Annotated in this window: 9 protein-coding genes and 1 CRISPR repeat array (1 of these 10 cut by a window edge); all 9 genes read right to left on the bottom strand. The window is 38.4% G+C overall.

Annotation, left to right across the window (positions count from 1 at the left end; all coding sequences use genetic code 11):
• Positions 1-79: direct repeats of the CRISPR family, unit length 32 nt; unit sequence GTTTCAATTCACGCACCCGTAAAGGGTGCGAC (it extends 2479 nt beyond the left edge of the window).
• A gap of 172 nt (positions 80-251) precedes the next feature.
• Complete coding sequence (gene cas2 / locus VYJ22_RS05205; RefSeq protein WP_329905461.1) at positions 252-539, bottom strand: CRISPR-associated endonuclease Cas2; 288 nt, start codon at positions 537-539, stop codon at positions 252-254.
• Positions 540-544: 5 nt separating this feature from the next.
• Entirely contained in the window at positions 545-1573 is a 1029-nt protein-coding gene (gene cas1c / locus VYJ22_RS05200; RefSeq protein ID WP_329905460.1) for a type I-C CRISPR-associated endonuclease Cas1c, read from the bottom strand.
• Positions 1570-2199 (bottom strand): CRISPR-associated protein Cas4, encoded by a 630-nt coding sequence (gene cas4, locus VYJ22_RS05195; RefSeq protein ID WP_329905458.1) that lies wholly within the window; start codon positions 2197-2199, stop codon positions 1570-1572. Before cas4 ends, cas1c begins: the two co-directional genes overlap by 4 nt.
• Positions 2200-2225: 26 nt before the next feature.
• Positions 2226-3236 carry a type I-C CRISPR-associated protein Cas7/Csd2 gene (gene cas7c / locus VYJ22_RS05190; protein ID WP_329905457.1) on the bottom strand — a complete coding sequence of 337 codons (1011 nt, stop codon included), beginning with the start codon at positions 3234-3236 and terminating at the stop codon, positions 2226-2228.
• A gap of 44 nt (positions 3237-3280) precedes the next feature.
• Positions 3281-5182: a type I-C CRISPR-associated protein Cas8c/Csd1 gene (cas8c, locus tag VYJ22_RS05185; protein ID WP_329905456.1), complete on the bottom strand. Its 1902-nt coding sequence runs from the start codon at positions 5180-5182 to the stop codon at positions 3281-3283.
• Entirely contained in the window at positions 5179-5874 is a 696-nt protein-coding gene (gene cas5c / locus VYJ22_RS05180; protein ID WP_329905455.1) for a type I-C CRISPR-associated protein Cas5c, read from the bottom strand. The genes cas8c and cas5c overlap by 4 nt, the downstream gene beginning before the upstream one ends.
• A gap of 17 nt (positions 5875-5891) precedes the next feature.
• Positions 5892-8216 (bottom strand): CRISPR-associated helicase Cas3', encoded by a 2325-nt coding sequence (cas3, locus tag VYJ22_RS05175; protein ID WP_329905454.1) that lies wholly within the window; start codon positions 8214-8216, stop codon positions 5892-5894.
• A 537-nt stretch (positions 8217-8753) separates the two neighbouring features.
• Positions 8754-10676, bottom strand: coding sequence for a SusD/RagB family nutrient-binding outer membrane lipoprotein (locus VYJ22_RS05170; RefSeq protein WP_329905452.1), 1923 nt, complete (start codon positions 10674-10676; stop codon positions 8754-8756).
• 19 nt (positions 10677-10695) lie between these two features.
• Positions 10696-13875 carry a SusC/RagA family TonB-linked outer membrane protein gene (locus VYJ22_RS05165; protein WP_329905451.1) on the bottom strand — a complete coding sequence of 1060 codons (3180 nt, stop codon included), beginning with the start codon at positions 13873-13875 and terminating at the stop codon, positions 10696-10698.
• Positions 13876-13993: the final 118 nt, after the last annotated feature.

Genomic DNA, 13993 nt, shown 5'->3' with positions numbered 1-13993 from the left:
AAAGGGTGCGACCTCTTTGTTCTCATCTTGAGCTGCTGCCACTCGATGTTTCAATTCACGCACCCGTAAAGGGTGCGACAGGTGTCTTTAAAAAGCTTTACACAAGGTATTCTTATTGGTTAGATATGCGAAGATAGATTTTTTTTAATAATTAAGTTTAAATAAAAGATTTAAATATCATAATCTATTGATAATCAATACATGCGATAGACACAGCGTTTTATAGGTAGCCTATGGTTCGCAGATGGTTATTAGATTATTAAGTCTCCTGTAAAATCGAGAGAATTACTCTTTCCCAAAGACTCAATCCTCTGTTTATAATTATTAGGCAGATGATAGAAACGAACAGAATCTAAAGATGGATCAATAATATTTTGGATGTCGTTTTTCATAAGAAGAAACTGAGCAGGCTCAAGTAGACATTCAAAAAGTGAGTTCTGAACACGATGTCCATAGTTTTGACAGACTTTTGCTACTTTGCGCAATCTCTTCTGTCCGTCCTCTGAAAACGCTACATCATAAGCGACTAATACATACATAAGCTTCAAGGCATTATAAATACAGGATAATCATCTAATACTCCTCTAATGTAATTAGCTAATAATCTTGCTTGTACATGTGGTAAAAGACCTAATGGTATTCGCTCCTTGATATAAGGGTGAATTAATTCTTCTTTTTTACGTTGTTGCCACGTCTGAATGACTTTACGCCGTGCTTCGTCTGTAAGCAAAACGGCCTTATCTTGTTGGCGAATGAAGTCATTTAATTTTATCATACGGTTATTGATCAATGATAGTACAAAGCGGTCTACAAGGTAAGGTCTAAGTTCTTCTATGAGATCTAATGCTAAGCCAACTCTGCCAGGTCTATTTACATGATAAAAACCAACATATGGGTCCAGTCCTGCAGACATAAGAGCATGTTTAATGCTATGAGTAAGGAGTGAATAGAAAAAAGACAATAAAGCGTTAAACGGGTCTTTAGGTGGCCTTTTAGATCTACCTTGGAATGCAAAGTCTATATTGAGGCAGAGGTTGGGTAATGCTTCAAAGTATAATTTGGCTGCGTTCCCTTCGATTCCTAACAACTGTTTGCGATCCTTACACGACAAAGCTTGTGTCATGTAGCTCGCCATGAGATCGAGTATGTATTGAAATCGATCTGGATCGGAGACTCTATCTTTATAATCACGCTGAAAACGATGAAGGACTGCACGTTGATTTTTGATTTTACCAGCGACTATTATCTTGGCAATATGAGCAGCTATCAATTCATCATCAGCAACTCTAAACTGACTATTGCGTAGAATAACATTACCTTTTACTGGCCCTTCCACAGAGCCTATATACTCACCATTAGGTTTATGAAAAGCAAGATGTACATTGTGTTCATTACAGAGGTGTATGGCTCCTAAAGATGCACCCATGTATGAAAACATAACTACTTCTTCGAGGTTGTGAATGGGTATACGAAATACCTCTGCTTGCTCGACCTTGACGACTAAGTTCTCGCCATCTTTATTTAAATAAGCATTAGGCGTATTTATATATAGCGTGTTTAGTAGTAATCTCATAATTCAAAACCTTGTACTCTTAAATATTCTTGAGCCGATGTTGTATGCTCTGAAAGTGGCATGCAAATATCTTGGAGCGAACACTTGTTGCACTTATTAGACTTTGTCGACCTCACTATTCCATTTTGACTCATCAGTGTGTGCATTTTTGTTATGATAGATAACGTTTCTTTACGTAGAGAAGTGTTTATATCTATTTGGGTGCGTTGTCTTGTTTTACCATAATAGATATATCCATACTTAATCTCACAGTTATACATTTCCTCAAGACATATAGCCTGAGCACATAACTGCACAGCATCGACATTATCTCTTTTGGGTTTGCCATGCTTGTACTCTATAGGATAGAGAGGCATGCCTCCTCTATGACTTTCGAAAGCTACAATGTCTGCAATGCCATAGACTCCTATAGTGTACGAAGCAAGATGCATGGAATGGATATGTCGTATACCTTGCTCGAGAGGTTGCAGTTTGGGATTATCCACATGCTTATGCAACAAATGACCACCGACAGTAAGCTCGTTATCTTGCCAAAACTGGTCGAGATAAACCAAACACCACTGTGTGGGACAGAAAGCATAATGCTGAATGCCTGAAATCATCAATAACTGCTCATCCTCGAACATTTTATCTGAATATTACCATTTAGAGTTTATTGTTTACTCTCATTATCATTACTCCACCCCGTAATCAAGTCATAAACTTTTATGCCTTTAGGCAAATTCTTGTCGTTAATCGTAATCTGATAATCATCGAATCGCCTTGCAGGTTTTTCCTGATTCACAAGATTCACATTGATGCGATCAAAGAGCTCGAAGGCGGGAGCATTGCCAAGTTTCGAATCATGCTCAAAAACAATGAGACGACGAGCAGACATAAGTCCTCGTGCAGCAGAGTGGTCTATCTCGAACATGTTTATGAGAGCTTCCCAAAACAAATCTAGATCGGACTGTGTGAAGCCTGTGTCTTCAGCGAAATGAGGAGTAATAAAACCTCTACACAAGTATAGTCCGTATGAAACTGTAGACTTTCGCCCCATTGTCTGTTCTTTTTCCTCATCTTTTTCGCTTGTAACAGCCATACGAGTGATGGTATGTTCATTTGAAAATATTGGATCAATAGATCTGGAAAATGTAAGCTGTACAGGCCCTCGCACTTGACCTGCTGTTTTTTCAGCTTTGCCCTTCTCGCCTGTTTTGCTTTTCGTTTTCACTTTGTTATCTTCATCACTATCAACAGTTTCTTTTTTCCCTGTTGTCATCACAGCTCCAAAAGTGCGTATATCATAGTAGTCTTGACACATTACTTTACGAGCATTCTCTTCTTTTACCTTTTTTAACTGTTTGTCTTTCTTGTCGTCTTGTGTTGATTTATCTTGATTAGGATTAGCCTTATCAAAGCCTTCTGTGATAAGCCTGTTTAAAACAGCCTTTTCCTGTATGAAATTCCTATAGCCAGGTTCATTTAGACCCTTTTTTACAGAAACGTAATTTCGTACTTTACGCTTGAGACAAACATCCGATACAAGGCCTTGTCCTGTTTCGGGATCTATGCGAGGAGTGTTACTTGCATCGGGATCACCATTTGGATTACCATCTGTTACTTCGTACAGATAAATAAAATCGTAGCGTTTATCCACTGTAGTTTGATTAATTTGTTCCATATATTATAAGTGTTAGTTGATTGCAGGTTGCTTTCCTCGATGTTTTATTTCTCTTCATCTTTTTTATTATAGCTAATTGCTTTCTGATGATAGTAGCCAACGGCGAACAGACTTTGCTCATCTAATTTAAAGTGTAAAGGAAAGTTTGGATCTTTTCCAGGAAATAAATTGTATATGTCACACAATTGCTGGTCCAACCATTTTGATAAGCCTAGTTTATCTTTTTTTATCTTTGACAGATGATGATTTGAAAGCTGTGTAAGCATACCAAATACAAGAGCGGGTGTTTTAGCAGCTGCAGTAAAGTATCTGACACGAATTGTACCTTTGACCTCTGGATCTGCGTTTTGTTGAATTTTTTCTAAGATAGCAAAAAGCCTTCCGCAGAGATACGCTTTATTGTTGTTTTGGGGATCTAGTGCCATAGTTATTGTATATTTGTGATTTCGAATTAAATATGCTTTTAGAATAGCTGCGCGAAGGCTTGTGACATTTCGCTCCTGAAACATGCGATTTAAACATGCTAACTGTAAGGTGTGTGGATATTGTTTTCCACTTACGATACTATGAATAATAGCTTCAATCAAGTTTGTTTGCCATTTGTCTTGGGTACCTATAGATACACTTTTCACAATAGAGTAGAGATTGCGAAGGGGAGGGTGACTTTCATTAAGCAAGCCATCCCAGGAGATTATATTCATATCTTGAAGATGCTGTAGCGTATTCCCTACAATTTCTCGCACAGATCCTTCTTGCCAGAGCTTCACTGCTATACGACCTGAGTTTGGGGTCAATCCTAAAATATAGAAGCGGTCTTCACTAACCTTATCTATGTATCCATCTTTTGATCCAATAATAGCTTTAAGTGCATCATAGACCTTGTAGGAATTATTGCTATAAAGCTCATCTATATCATCAGTTTTTCTTTTTTTCTTAGGTTTAACATCTGATTCAGGGGGATCAAATGTTGCAGCTTTATATGTTTCTATAAGAGTCTTATCAAACTGAGCATTCCAAAAGATTAATTTCATGTCTCCAATCTTGTAATTGGTTTCTCGCCCCGACTTAAGTAAATCAATGAGAGCAGTGGTCATAGCAAAAGAAGCCTCTTCTGAGATTGGCGCATTCAATCCTTGAGTTTTACCATAAGAGTCATAACCTGAATTTGTCTGAAAACTAACGAGTGATGCTGTGGCCTTTGCTCCTAACATTGATCCCATTGATTTATGCAGACGAATTAACCGTCCTTTTTTCCCTGTGATTAAACATATACCTTCATTTCCTTTCAAAGAATCACTAATAGGCAGATCATTACTAATAGCGTCATCATTATTAAGAAAAGATTGATCCATAGAAATAAGAGTCTTTATATCTGGATGAGAAGCTACTATTCTGTTCATGCCTCTAATCATGAAACTAATATTTGCACCAGGCATTAACTGAATGCTATTGAAGATATCATTTTTGTGGGGTAGAATTGAACTTTCGGTGCCTATGAGTTCTTGTCCATTTCCTTTGATTTCAATTAAACTTTCTTCTTTTTCGTAAAATGCTTTAACAGCATTGAATTCTTTATTATCAGGGAATATTTCACAAATTTCTTTTATCTTCTTGACGAATGATTCGTGCTGTTTTATTGCATTTGATTTACCTTTATCCGTATTATCTTTAGCATAACAGAGTACATAACCCTTATGGTCCCACAAACGGTTTGCTACATCACTACTTTTCGAGCCACTACGCCCCAGACTTTGTGCAACAAGAAAAGACTCGCCTTTATTATTGTTACTTTTACTACGTGTATCTTCTATTCGTACAAAGTTTCCATCCATATCTATTACGATTATAAATGGAATATTCTTGTACTCCATGCCCAGAGGTGCTATGGCATTGTCCTGCTGGGCTTGCATCGTGATGTAGTAGTTATACAAGGCTTGTAGTATCATCTCAGCACCTCCTTACTATCTTTAGGTGGAACCATAATAACTCCCTTTGTCATTACGGCATCGAAAAACATTGCGGGAGGGCAGTTTACATTACTTTCAAAGTCCATATCATATAACATATATCCTAAACTTCGGCTTTCATCTATCCCATCGCCATATTGAGCATCTTTGATCCATTTATAGGCACAAGAGAATTCACGACAACCTAAATAAGGCATCGTAAAGCACTGCCCCTTGGCAGCTCTACGCTCAAATATCTCCTGATATTTCTTGGGGTTTTCTGTTCTGTCTCCTTTAAGAGCTCGTTTTTGTGCTTCTTCTCTGCAAGCTTTAGTACGCTTCTCCACTGGAGTATAGAGCATCTTGGCAAAAAGACGATATGCCACATCTCGAAGTAGGTAAGATGACTTTTGCTGCCTCTTATCTTCTATAAACAGACCACTACTTCGAGAACTCATCGTTGCTCCTATTTCGTTTCTTCTGAAGCAAATCTTTTTTATTGGATTCAAGATTTCAATACGAGTGATCTGCCATTGAAATGCCGGCTTCCAATATATTGCTTGGAAGATAGCACGAGCTGAACTCGGCGTGATAACATCGTAGCTTACACGCTCTACTTTCATTTCCGGACGAGTAAAGCAAGCAAAATCGCCACGTACCTCTATACAATATTCTTTATCTTTATATTCCATGGACTATTAATTAGGTACTAAATAATTATTGTTGTTTCATTATTTGGGTTATCAAGTAGCACGCCTGAATATTTATGGTAACATCCTATATGGTTCAAAACGTAAACTATGTCTGTTTTGCCGATCTGTATACACTCTATGCTTCTACTTTTTTTCAGCTTCTCAAAATCAGATAAGTTCACCCGAACCATGTATTGCTGCATTTTACGGTACATGTGCCTATTCAATATTTTTCTGTTTCTCAGCTCATCAATGACCTCAGCACCTCCCATGTAGGGAACTAAAATTTCTTGCTCACCAGTGTTTTCAATCATTTTAAATTTAGTAGCGGCACACTCAAAGTTAAAATAAAAATTTTGATATTTATTAAGATCCCATAAATCTTTTTCAATTTTTTTCTCATCAAAACAAGTTCTTCCATATAAATGCCTATAGAATTCGTTTATGATTTCTGGATTGTTTAGATCAATACCTTGAGCATATTTACTTATCATATCACTGGTAGCATAAGTACCCTGAATCATTTCGCCTAAAGTTTTTTTTCCATCGGATAATTTAAAAACATTGACTACACCATTTTCATGTAATCTGCCTTCTCGATTACAACGCCCACCAGCCTGAATGATAGATATTAGGCTCGACTCAGCACGATAGACTATAGGAAAGTCAATGTCAACTCCAGCTTCTATGAGTTGTGTACTGATTACCTTTACCTGCTCGCAATTTTTTAATCTCTCTTTTAAATCTGTCAATACGATTTTGATATGAGCAGAGCACATCATACGAGAAAGGTGGATAATTGTTACATTCCCTTCAGACTTTGCGACTATGGCATCATAGAGCTTTTTAGCATCACTTCTGGTATTGACCACACATAGTACGGCCTTATTACAAGCACAAATTTCTTCTGACAAGGAGTCAATAGTATGTTCTTTCGGAATTAGATTGAAGTCGGCTCGGCGGAATACATCGAATTCTTCTTTATTATAAGGCACTAGAGGGTGGATTTCCGCGGCTTGTAATGGATAAAATCTCGCATCACACATTCCATTATCTTTAGGCATTTCATCCATAAGAGGTAGTGTGGCAGTGCAAAACAAGACTTGTGTTTGAAATTCGTCAACCAAACCATCTATGGTTCGTAGTATCGGGTTGAGATAACTCATCGGGAACATTTGAACTTCATCAAACACCACTATGGCATTGGCTATATTGTGTAATTTACGACATTTCGAGGGGCGATTAGCAAAAAGCGACTCGAAGAATTGGACTGTTGTTGTTACAATAATAGGAGCATCCCAGTTTTCCGATAATAACTTACTTCTTTTATAAACTTCTTCATCTTCAATGTCTATGTCTGAATGATGCTCCAACACATTATTATCACCAAATATATCGCGGAATGTCGCTGCCGTTTGGCTTATGATCGACGTATATGGTATGACGTATATAATCCTATCTGCATGGTTATAGATAGCATTTTCCAAAGCCCAGGTCATGGACGAGAGAGTTTTGCCAGCACCTGTTGGGAGGAAAAGCGAATAATAGCCTCGCTCGCTTACCTTACCGCTGGTTCTGCATTGCTCAAGAAATTTATTTCTCATGTGATTGATCTCGCCCTCACGATCAAACGCATCTGTTTTTCGCTTTAGTAAATCACGAAGGTGTCTGAAATCAGGAGTTGATATCATACATCTTAACTTATTTCTATCAGGATCCATGAATGCCTCTGTGTCCAAAAAGTCGGCATCTACAAGACAAGAGAATAACATTCTTAAGATAAGCTGTCTATTCTTGTGAGAATTACTTGTCTTATCAAGGGGATTTGTTAGCATAAATTTGCTGTCCTGATCTATCATTTCTTGTAAAAACTGTTTTTCAGTAGTGTTTAGAGAGGATTTATATCTAGTTATTTCTTCTATTGATTCCAATCTATTACGTAGTGGATTGATGTCATAGAGTCCTCTGTGATGCGAGCTGATGCAGTACTCGAATATACGCTGAATACCGGCTGGACTTTTACCATGATTTTTGAACAAATCAGTTGCAAATAATGCGCCCACAGCACTATGTGGGGTTTTCTGCGAAGATTTTATTTCGGGATCATACCCTGAGGTATGCTTGATGTAGTTTTGGAATTGGGGGTGATATTTCCCTACATCGTGCCATCTACCGATGATGGCTCCCAATGACCCGAACCGCTTGTCCGACGTGAGTCTTTCGGCAAACTCACTACAAAGCTTAGATACCGACTCCAAATGATGATATAGGTCATGAGTTTTCCACTCCTGATCAGTTTGAACAATATGTGCTACCGGTCTTAAACTTGTAAACTGTTCCATGTAATGATTATATTTTTCATCAGTGATAAATTACAGGCAATTGTCTTTACCCAAATATAAATAAATATAACCAAAATTATAGTTAAAGGCTATTTGGCTATATGGAGTATATATACAACACCCATTTTACTCCCTAAATGAAAGGGCTTAGCAGAATATATTCTATACCATACTAAAGAATCAAATATTATAGTTATTTGATCAAAATTTGGCGTATAGATCCAATTTTTTCGGCAATAATAGCCTGTCTAGTCTTAGATTAGGTCATAAGAGACTGTTGCAAAAGTCAACAGTCTCATGGATTTTGGAGGCAAAGCCAACAAAAGACACTTTGACCGGGCAGAGAAGGTAAAGTGCAAGGCGCTAAGAGTGAGTGCACAGGGAGTTTACTTCAGGTAAATGACCAAGCGCGAATCTCGCAAGCAACGAAGCAATTGGCCTGCTATGCAACGGTCTCCATAAGTAAAAAAGGGAAAACAGCTTAAGATACTGTTTTCCCTTTTTTCGTTTCAGAGAATTGATAGTTCTGAGACTACCTTATTTTTTCTTTGCCCACCAAAGAGGAGTAAATACATTATCTTCACCTCCCAACTGTTTCACGGCTTCGATATATCCCGGTTTATTACCTACTTCAATGGAACTTGGGAACTTAAGACGTTGAGGGAAGAAATTGACCTGCTCCTTCATGAAATTGCTTTGATTAAGCTGTGGCATATTAACCAACGGTTTTTCTACTGCAGGAGTTTCAAAAAATGGCAAACCCAATCTTCTATGATCATTCCAAGTCTCAAGCGGCAGCCAAGGGGTGTTAGCTATAAATTTTTGAGTAATGATCTTTGTAAGATGATCATTGAGGGCTTTGCCATATAAGGTATTACTTGCTATAGGATATTTGTAGGTGTATTTTTCTTCCTTTTTTGTATAGCCGTTTATACAATCCATTTCTACCGTAGCAGGAGGCTCTGCAGTATGATCCCATGCTACAGATGTGCCGACTCTATTGTATGCCGTAGATTTTAGGTATTCATCTACAAATTCTGCACCACTATAAGCAAAGCTAGCTTTGATACCATCTTCGTAAGCAGTCTTAGCATCCATAGGAACTTTCCATCCGCGCAATGCAGCTTCAGCAATCAAGAAATAAGTTTCCCACTCTCCAAGGAATACCCTTTTATTCTTACTGCCACGGAATTTCTGAGCCAAACGAGGCATTGTACCCAGTTGGATCATGTCATTGACAGCACCTACTTCACCCCAGTCACCGGCAGGCCATACATTCCATGTAAACTTTGCATCGAGCGAATCCAACGTTTTAGTCTTGTCATCTAGCCTTTTAAGATCATACTTTGTTTTGTATGTTTCCTCTTTTGCCCATGATGGGTAAAAACAAAACTCAGGATTATCGACATCCCCGGGAATAATAAATGTATTATATGTACGTGGATCAACGCTGTAAGGAATACCATCAAAGAAAAATCCGCAGGAGGGGTCGCTACTTTTGAGAGTAAAGTGCTTGTCATACTTCATCCCCATATAATTTGCAGGCTTTATCATCTTTTTGATATCATTATTCTTGATCAATTGCTCTGATTTTATACCACCTAAACCTAAAACAAGGTTATTATATGTCGGAGATATAAACTGCGCATTCCATTCACGGCTCATTACGCCGGTAAGATCATCCCATCCGGGTTTTTCTTCAAATTGAAATCTTCCATCTGCAGTAAGAATTCCTCCTGCAGCTGCAGCCTCTTCAAAGTTGGTCTTAGCTAAGTCTTTCGCTACCTCCGAAAGGCGCATGGCAAGACGCATTCTAAGCGAGTTGGAATACGCAAACCATTTTTTGGTGTTGTAGCCGAATATATGATCCAGATCGGTGACTTTAGTATCTTTGGGTGTTTCAGATGTTTTGAGTATCTCAGATGCCTCCTTGAGTTCTTTAAGAGCATACTTATAAACATCTTCTGTAGTAGCATAGTGCGGGTTTTCTCCGGCATATCCCTCTATAGCTACGGGGCCAAACATATCACTTGCTTCCGTAAGCAAATAAGCTCTCCAAATTCTTGCTACTGCATATAAGGTAGGTTCATAAGATTTGTTCTTTTTCTCATCGATCTTAATCTTTGAGAGTTTGATAGCTTCATAGATAGGCTTGAGACAATTGGTGGTAATATGATTGTAATAATCGACACTCCAACCGTCGTTCAGAGAACCGGTAGATATACCGCCTGATCTTTGCTGATGGCCTGCTGTTTTCCAATAAAGAACAAAGGCTCTCTCTGCAATATGAGGGTTCAATTGAGCAGCCACCAGTGATTTGTTGATAAGATATTCAGACAAAACCTGATCTTTTGTTGCAGCTTTAGGATCTGCGTTGACATCATCAAAGTCAGAGCATGATGTAAAAGCCAATGCTCCTCCTAAAACAAGTCCTCCAATTATATATTTTATATTTTTCATAACAAACTTTCAAAAAGAATTAGAATCCAAGAGTAATATTGAATAAGAATGAACGCGAAGTGGGGGAAGATGAGAATTCATATCCAACTGCATTGGTTCCGGTAGCAAAAACAGATTCCGGGTCAATACCATTGAGGTAACTCTTGAGCATCCACACATTATTACATGAGAAGCCTATTTTGGCTTTAGTAATGGGTGTATGACTGAGTAATGATTGAGGCAAAGTATAGTTCAACGAAATATTTCTTAGTCTTACGCTTGTAGCGTTATAAATATTTGCTTCACCTATACCCAAGTTACCGGTAGATCCGGTCACCGTATTCCAGTAATCTTGGACTTTGATCTCTTTCTTATTGATTTGCCATTTTCCATTATCACCTTTTACTACACCATCCACAACCATATCCTTGCGATCTCCATTTACCACAGTGACAGAAGATGATCCGGTGCTTTGCAAAGCACGATTGGTTCCTGAAAATATTTTACCTCCGATGCGAGCATCAATCAAGAAACTCAAATCTACACCTTTGAATGAGAACGAATTGGTAAGCCCCATAAGAACATCAGGTTGCTGGTCACCCAACTTTGACATTGTCCCCTCTCCTACAGGAAGGCCGTTACCATCCACAATAAGTTTACCAAAATACTCACTGTCTTTATCCTCTACTCTTTTGTAAGTAGTGCCCCAGATCTCACCATAGTTACCACCTCTGATAGCTACAATCTTGAGGTTTTCAAAACGACCCAACTCATATTCATTTACAGTATAAGCACCGTCATTATATAGATCTACGATTTTATTACGATTATGAGAAAGGTTGAGCATAGTGTGCCAATTAAAGTCTTTTGATCTTATAATATCGGCATTTAACATCAACTCAAAACCTTGATTCTGGATGTTACCTGCATTGATGATTTTGGAGTTATATCCACTGGCATTGTCCATGGGAAGCTTAAGCAACTGACGTGTAGCATTGGATCTGTACCAAGCAAAGTCTATTCCTAAACGATTATCAAACATGCGTACCTCAGCACCCAACTCATAAGACTTTATCAACTCACTTCTTACCGACTGATTGTACAATACACCATCCAGATTGGCTATAGTACCCTCGAGCGGATCTTTTTGTATAATATAGGAATTATAGAGTTGGTATGGCTCAAGGTCATTGCCTACCTGTGCCATTGAAGCTCGTACTTTGGCAAAATTGATCCATGAAGGGACATTCACATCATTTTTACGCAACATCTCTGTAATAATCCAAGAAAAGTTGAGAGAGGGGTAAAGGAAAGAGCGGTTAGCCTTGGACAACGATGAAGACCAGTCATTACGCAAAGTTCCATCAAGGAAAAGATAGCCATTCCAGTTGAGCTGGAAAGTTCCATAAAGAGAATTGATCTTTTTACGACTATATGACTCATCAGTAGAAGGTTTGTTTACACCATTGTTTAGGGTGAAAAGGTTGGGGACGATAAGCTCTCCTGAATTGGAAGATATACCGGTATATTTTCTGGCCATAAGATTACCTCCGAATGAACCTGCAACGCCTAAATTTTCCCAAATATTATCTTTGTGAGCATTGATAAGGAAGCTGTAGTTATTCTCATAGAATTTGATCTGCTCCACAGAATACCTACCACCGCCTCCCACTATAGGAGAACCTGCATAAACTTTATTCTCAACACTTGTAGAATATTGGTCTGATCCAAATCTTAACTCCGCATCCAACCAATCTGTAGCTTTGTATTTCAAAGAAGCATTCAGTAAGAAACGGTCGCGGGTATCATTGTTCAGATTATACTGGCTGGACCAATATGGGTTTGTTTGATTACCCACACCATACCATCTCATTGTACCATCAGGATTCAGAGGATTTTTAAAATCCCTTATATCCATGGAACGGGGCAATGAATACATAATGAAAAATGAGTTTGAACTATTTACACCGTTAATAGGTCTGTTTTGTACATTTGTTTTGATATATTGGACTTTAGTATCGGTGCTCCATTTGTCGTCAGTGCCAAATTTTGAGATAGCACGTACCATCAAGTTTGTTCTATCCAAGGATGACCCGGGGATATTACTCTTATCATCTGTTCTGGTAAGAGATGTATAAACTGATGCTTTTTCATACTGCTGAGAGAAAGAAACATTCTCGGTAAAGTTTACACCGGTACGGAAGTAATTTCTGATGTTATCATAAGATCTCATATGATCTTTCTCTCCGTTCCATTTAGTGTATTCCTGACCTTCTATCTTGGGTCCCCAACTGCTACTCTCTTCTTTCTTAAAAGCACCGTTGGTACCTTGACCGAAAGAATTCTGAAGTTTGGGCTTCATAAATAACTCTTCAAATGCGACAGAGGAAGAGATAGTCAAGCCCAAGCCTTTGCTTTTCTTTCCTGTTTTGGTCACAATTTGAATAACACCGTTCCCCGCACGCGAACCGTAAAGAGCAGCTGCCGAAGCTCCTTTTAGTACAGTCATGCTCTCAATATCTTCAGGGTTGATGTCCGAAAGGCCGTTACCCATATCAGGCGAGGGATTCCAATAATCATTGTTATCAGCTCCGGTAAAGTTATCCATAGGTACTCCATCCACAACGATAAGAGGTTGGTTATTGCCGGTAAGTGAGTTATTACCTCTCAAAACGATCTTGGAAGAACCTCCCGGGCCATTACTTGATCTGATGATTTGGACACCCGATACTTTACCGGACAAAGCATTAGTCACATTGGGCTCTCTCACTTTGAGCAGGTCATCACCTTTAACTTCCTGCATAGCATAACCCAATGCTTTCTTTTCCCTTTTAATTCCTAAAGCTGTCACTACAACCTCATTTAGGACTTGCGAATCTTCCGATAGAGTTACAACTATATTTTGCTGTCCGTTGTATACAATTTCCTGATCTTTATACCCTACAAAGCTAATGATCAGCACATCTCCTTTTTTTAATCCGCTAAGAGTAAACTTACCATTGACATCTGAAGTAGTGCCTTTGGCCTGGTTTTTCTTCAATCGGATATTTGCGCCAATAACAGCACCATCTTTATCCTTGACTGTACCTGTTAATGAACCGGGATTTTGTGCCTCGACTGATATATTGTCATTAGGAATACTTGCGGCATGCAAGTCCTGTACCCCTAAGGCAATAAAAGAAGTCAATGCAACACCAACTAATAAAGTTCGTTTGTTCATGAATTCTGATTATTATAGTTTATGAAAGTTATATCTGAGAATTTCAAAAAAGCATTTTCTAAAATATTAATATTGAATATTCTATCTTATAGTCCAAACCTATCTGTAAACGCGAGCA

Origin of the sequence: Porphyromonas pogonae (assembly GCF_036320655.1) — a bacterium.
GTDB classification, from domain to species: Bacteria; Bacteroidota; Bacteroidia; order Bacteroidales; family Porphyromonadaceae; genus Porphyromonas; species Porphyromonas pogonae.
The sequence above is the reverse complement of the archived record's forward strand: the minus strand, read 5'-3'. Positions and strand labels throughout refer to the sequence as shown.

Excerpts from the sequence above, each read along its gene's own strand:
- cas2 (WP_329905461.1), bottom strand. The coding sequence starts at position 539 with ATGTATGTATTAGTCGCTTATGATGTAGCGTTTTCAGAGGACGGACAG.
- cas1c (WP_329905460.1), bottom strand. The coding sequence starts at position 1,573 with ATGAGATTACTACTAAACACGCTATATATAAATACGCCTAATGCTTAT.
- cas4 (WP_329905458.1), bottom strand. The coding sequence starts at position 2,199 with ATGTTCGAGGATGAGCAGTTATTGATGATTTCAGGCATTCAGCATTAT.
- cas7c (WP_329905457.1), bottom strand. The coding sequence starts at position 3,236 with ATGGAACAAATTAATCAAACTACAGTGGATAAACGCTACGATTTTATT.
- cas8c (WP_329905456.1), bottom strand. The coding sequence starts at position 5,182 with ATGATACTACAAGCCTTGTATAACTACTACATCACGATGCAAGCCCAG.
- cas5c (WP_329905455.1), bottom strand. The coding sequence starts at position 5,874 with ATGGAATATAAAGATAAAGAATATTGTATAGAGGTACGTGGCGATTTT.
- cas3 (WP_329905454.1), bottom strand. The coding sequence starts at position 8,216 with ATGGAACAGTTTACAAGTTTAAGACCGGTAGCACATATTGTTCAAACT.
- VYJ22_RS05170 (WP_329905452.1), bottom strand. The coding sequence starts at position 10,676 with ATGAAAAATATAAAATATATAATTGGAGGACTTGTTTTAGGAGGAGCA.
- VYJ22_RS05165 (WP_329905451.1), bottom strand. The coding sequence starts at position 13,875 with ATGAACAAACGAACTTTATTAGTTGGTGTTGCATTGACTTCTTTTATT.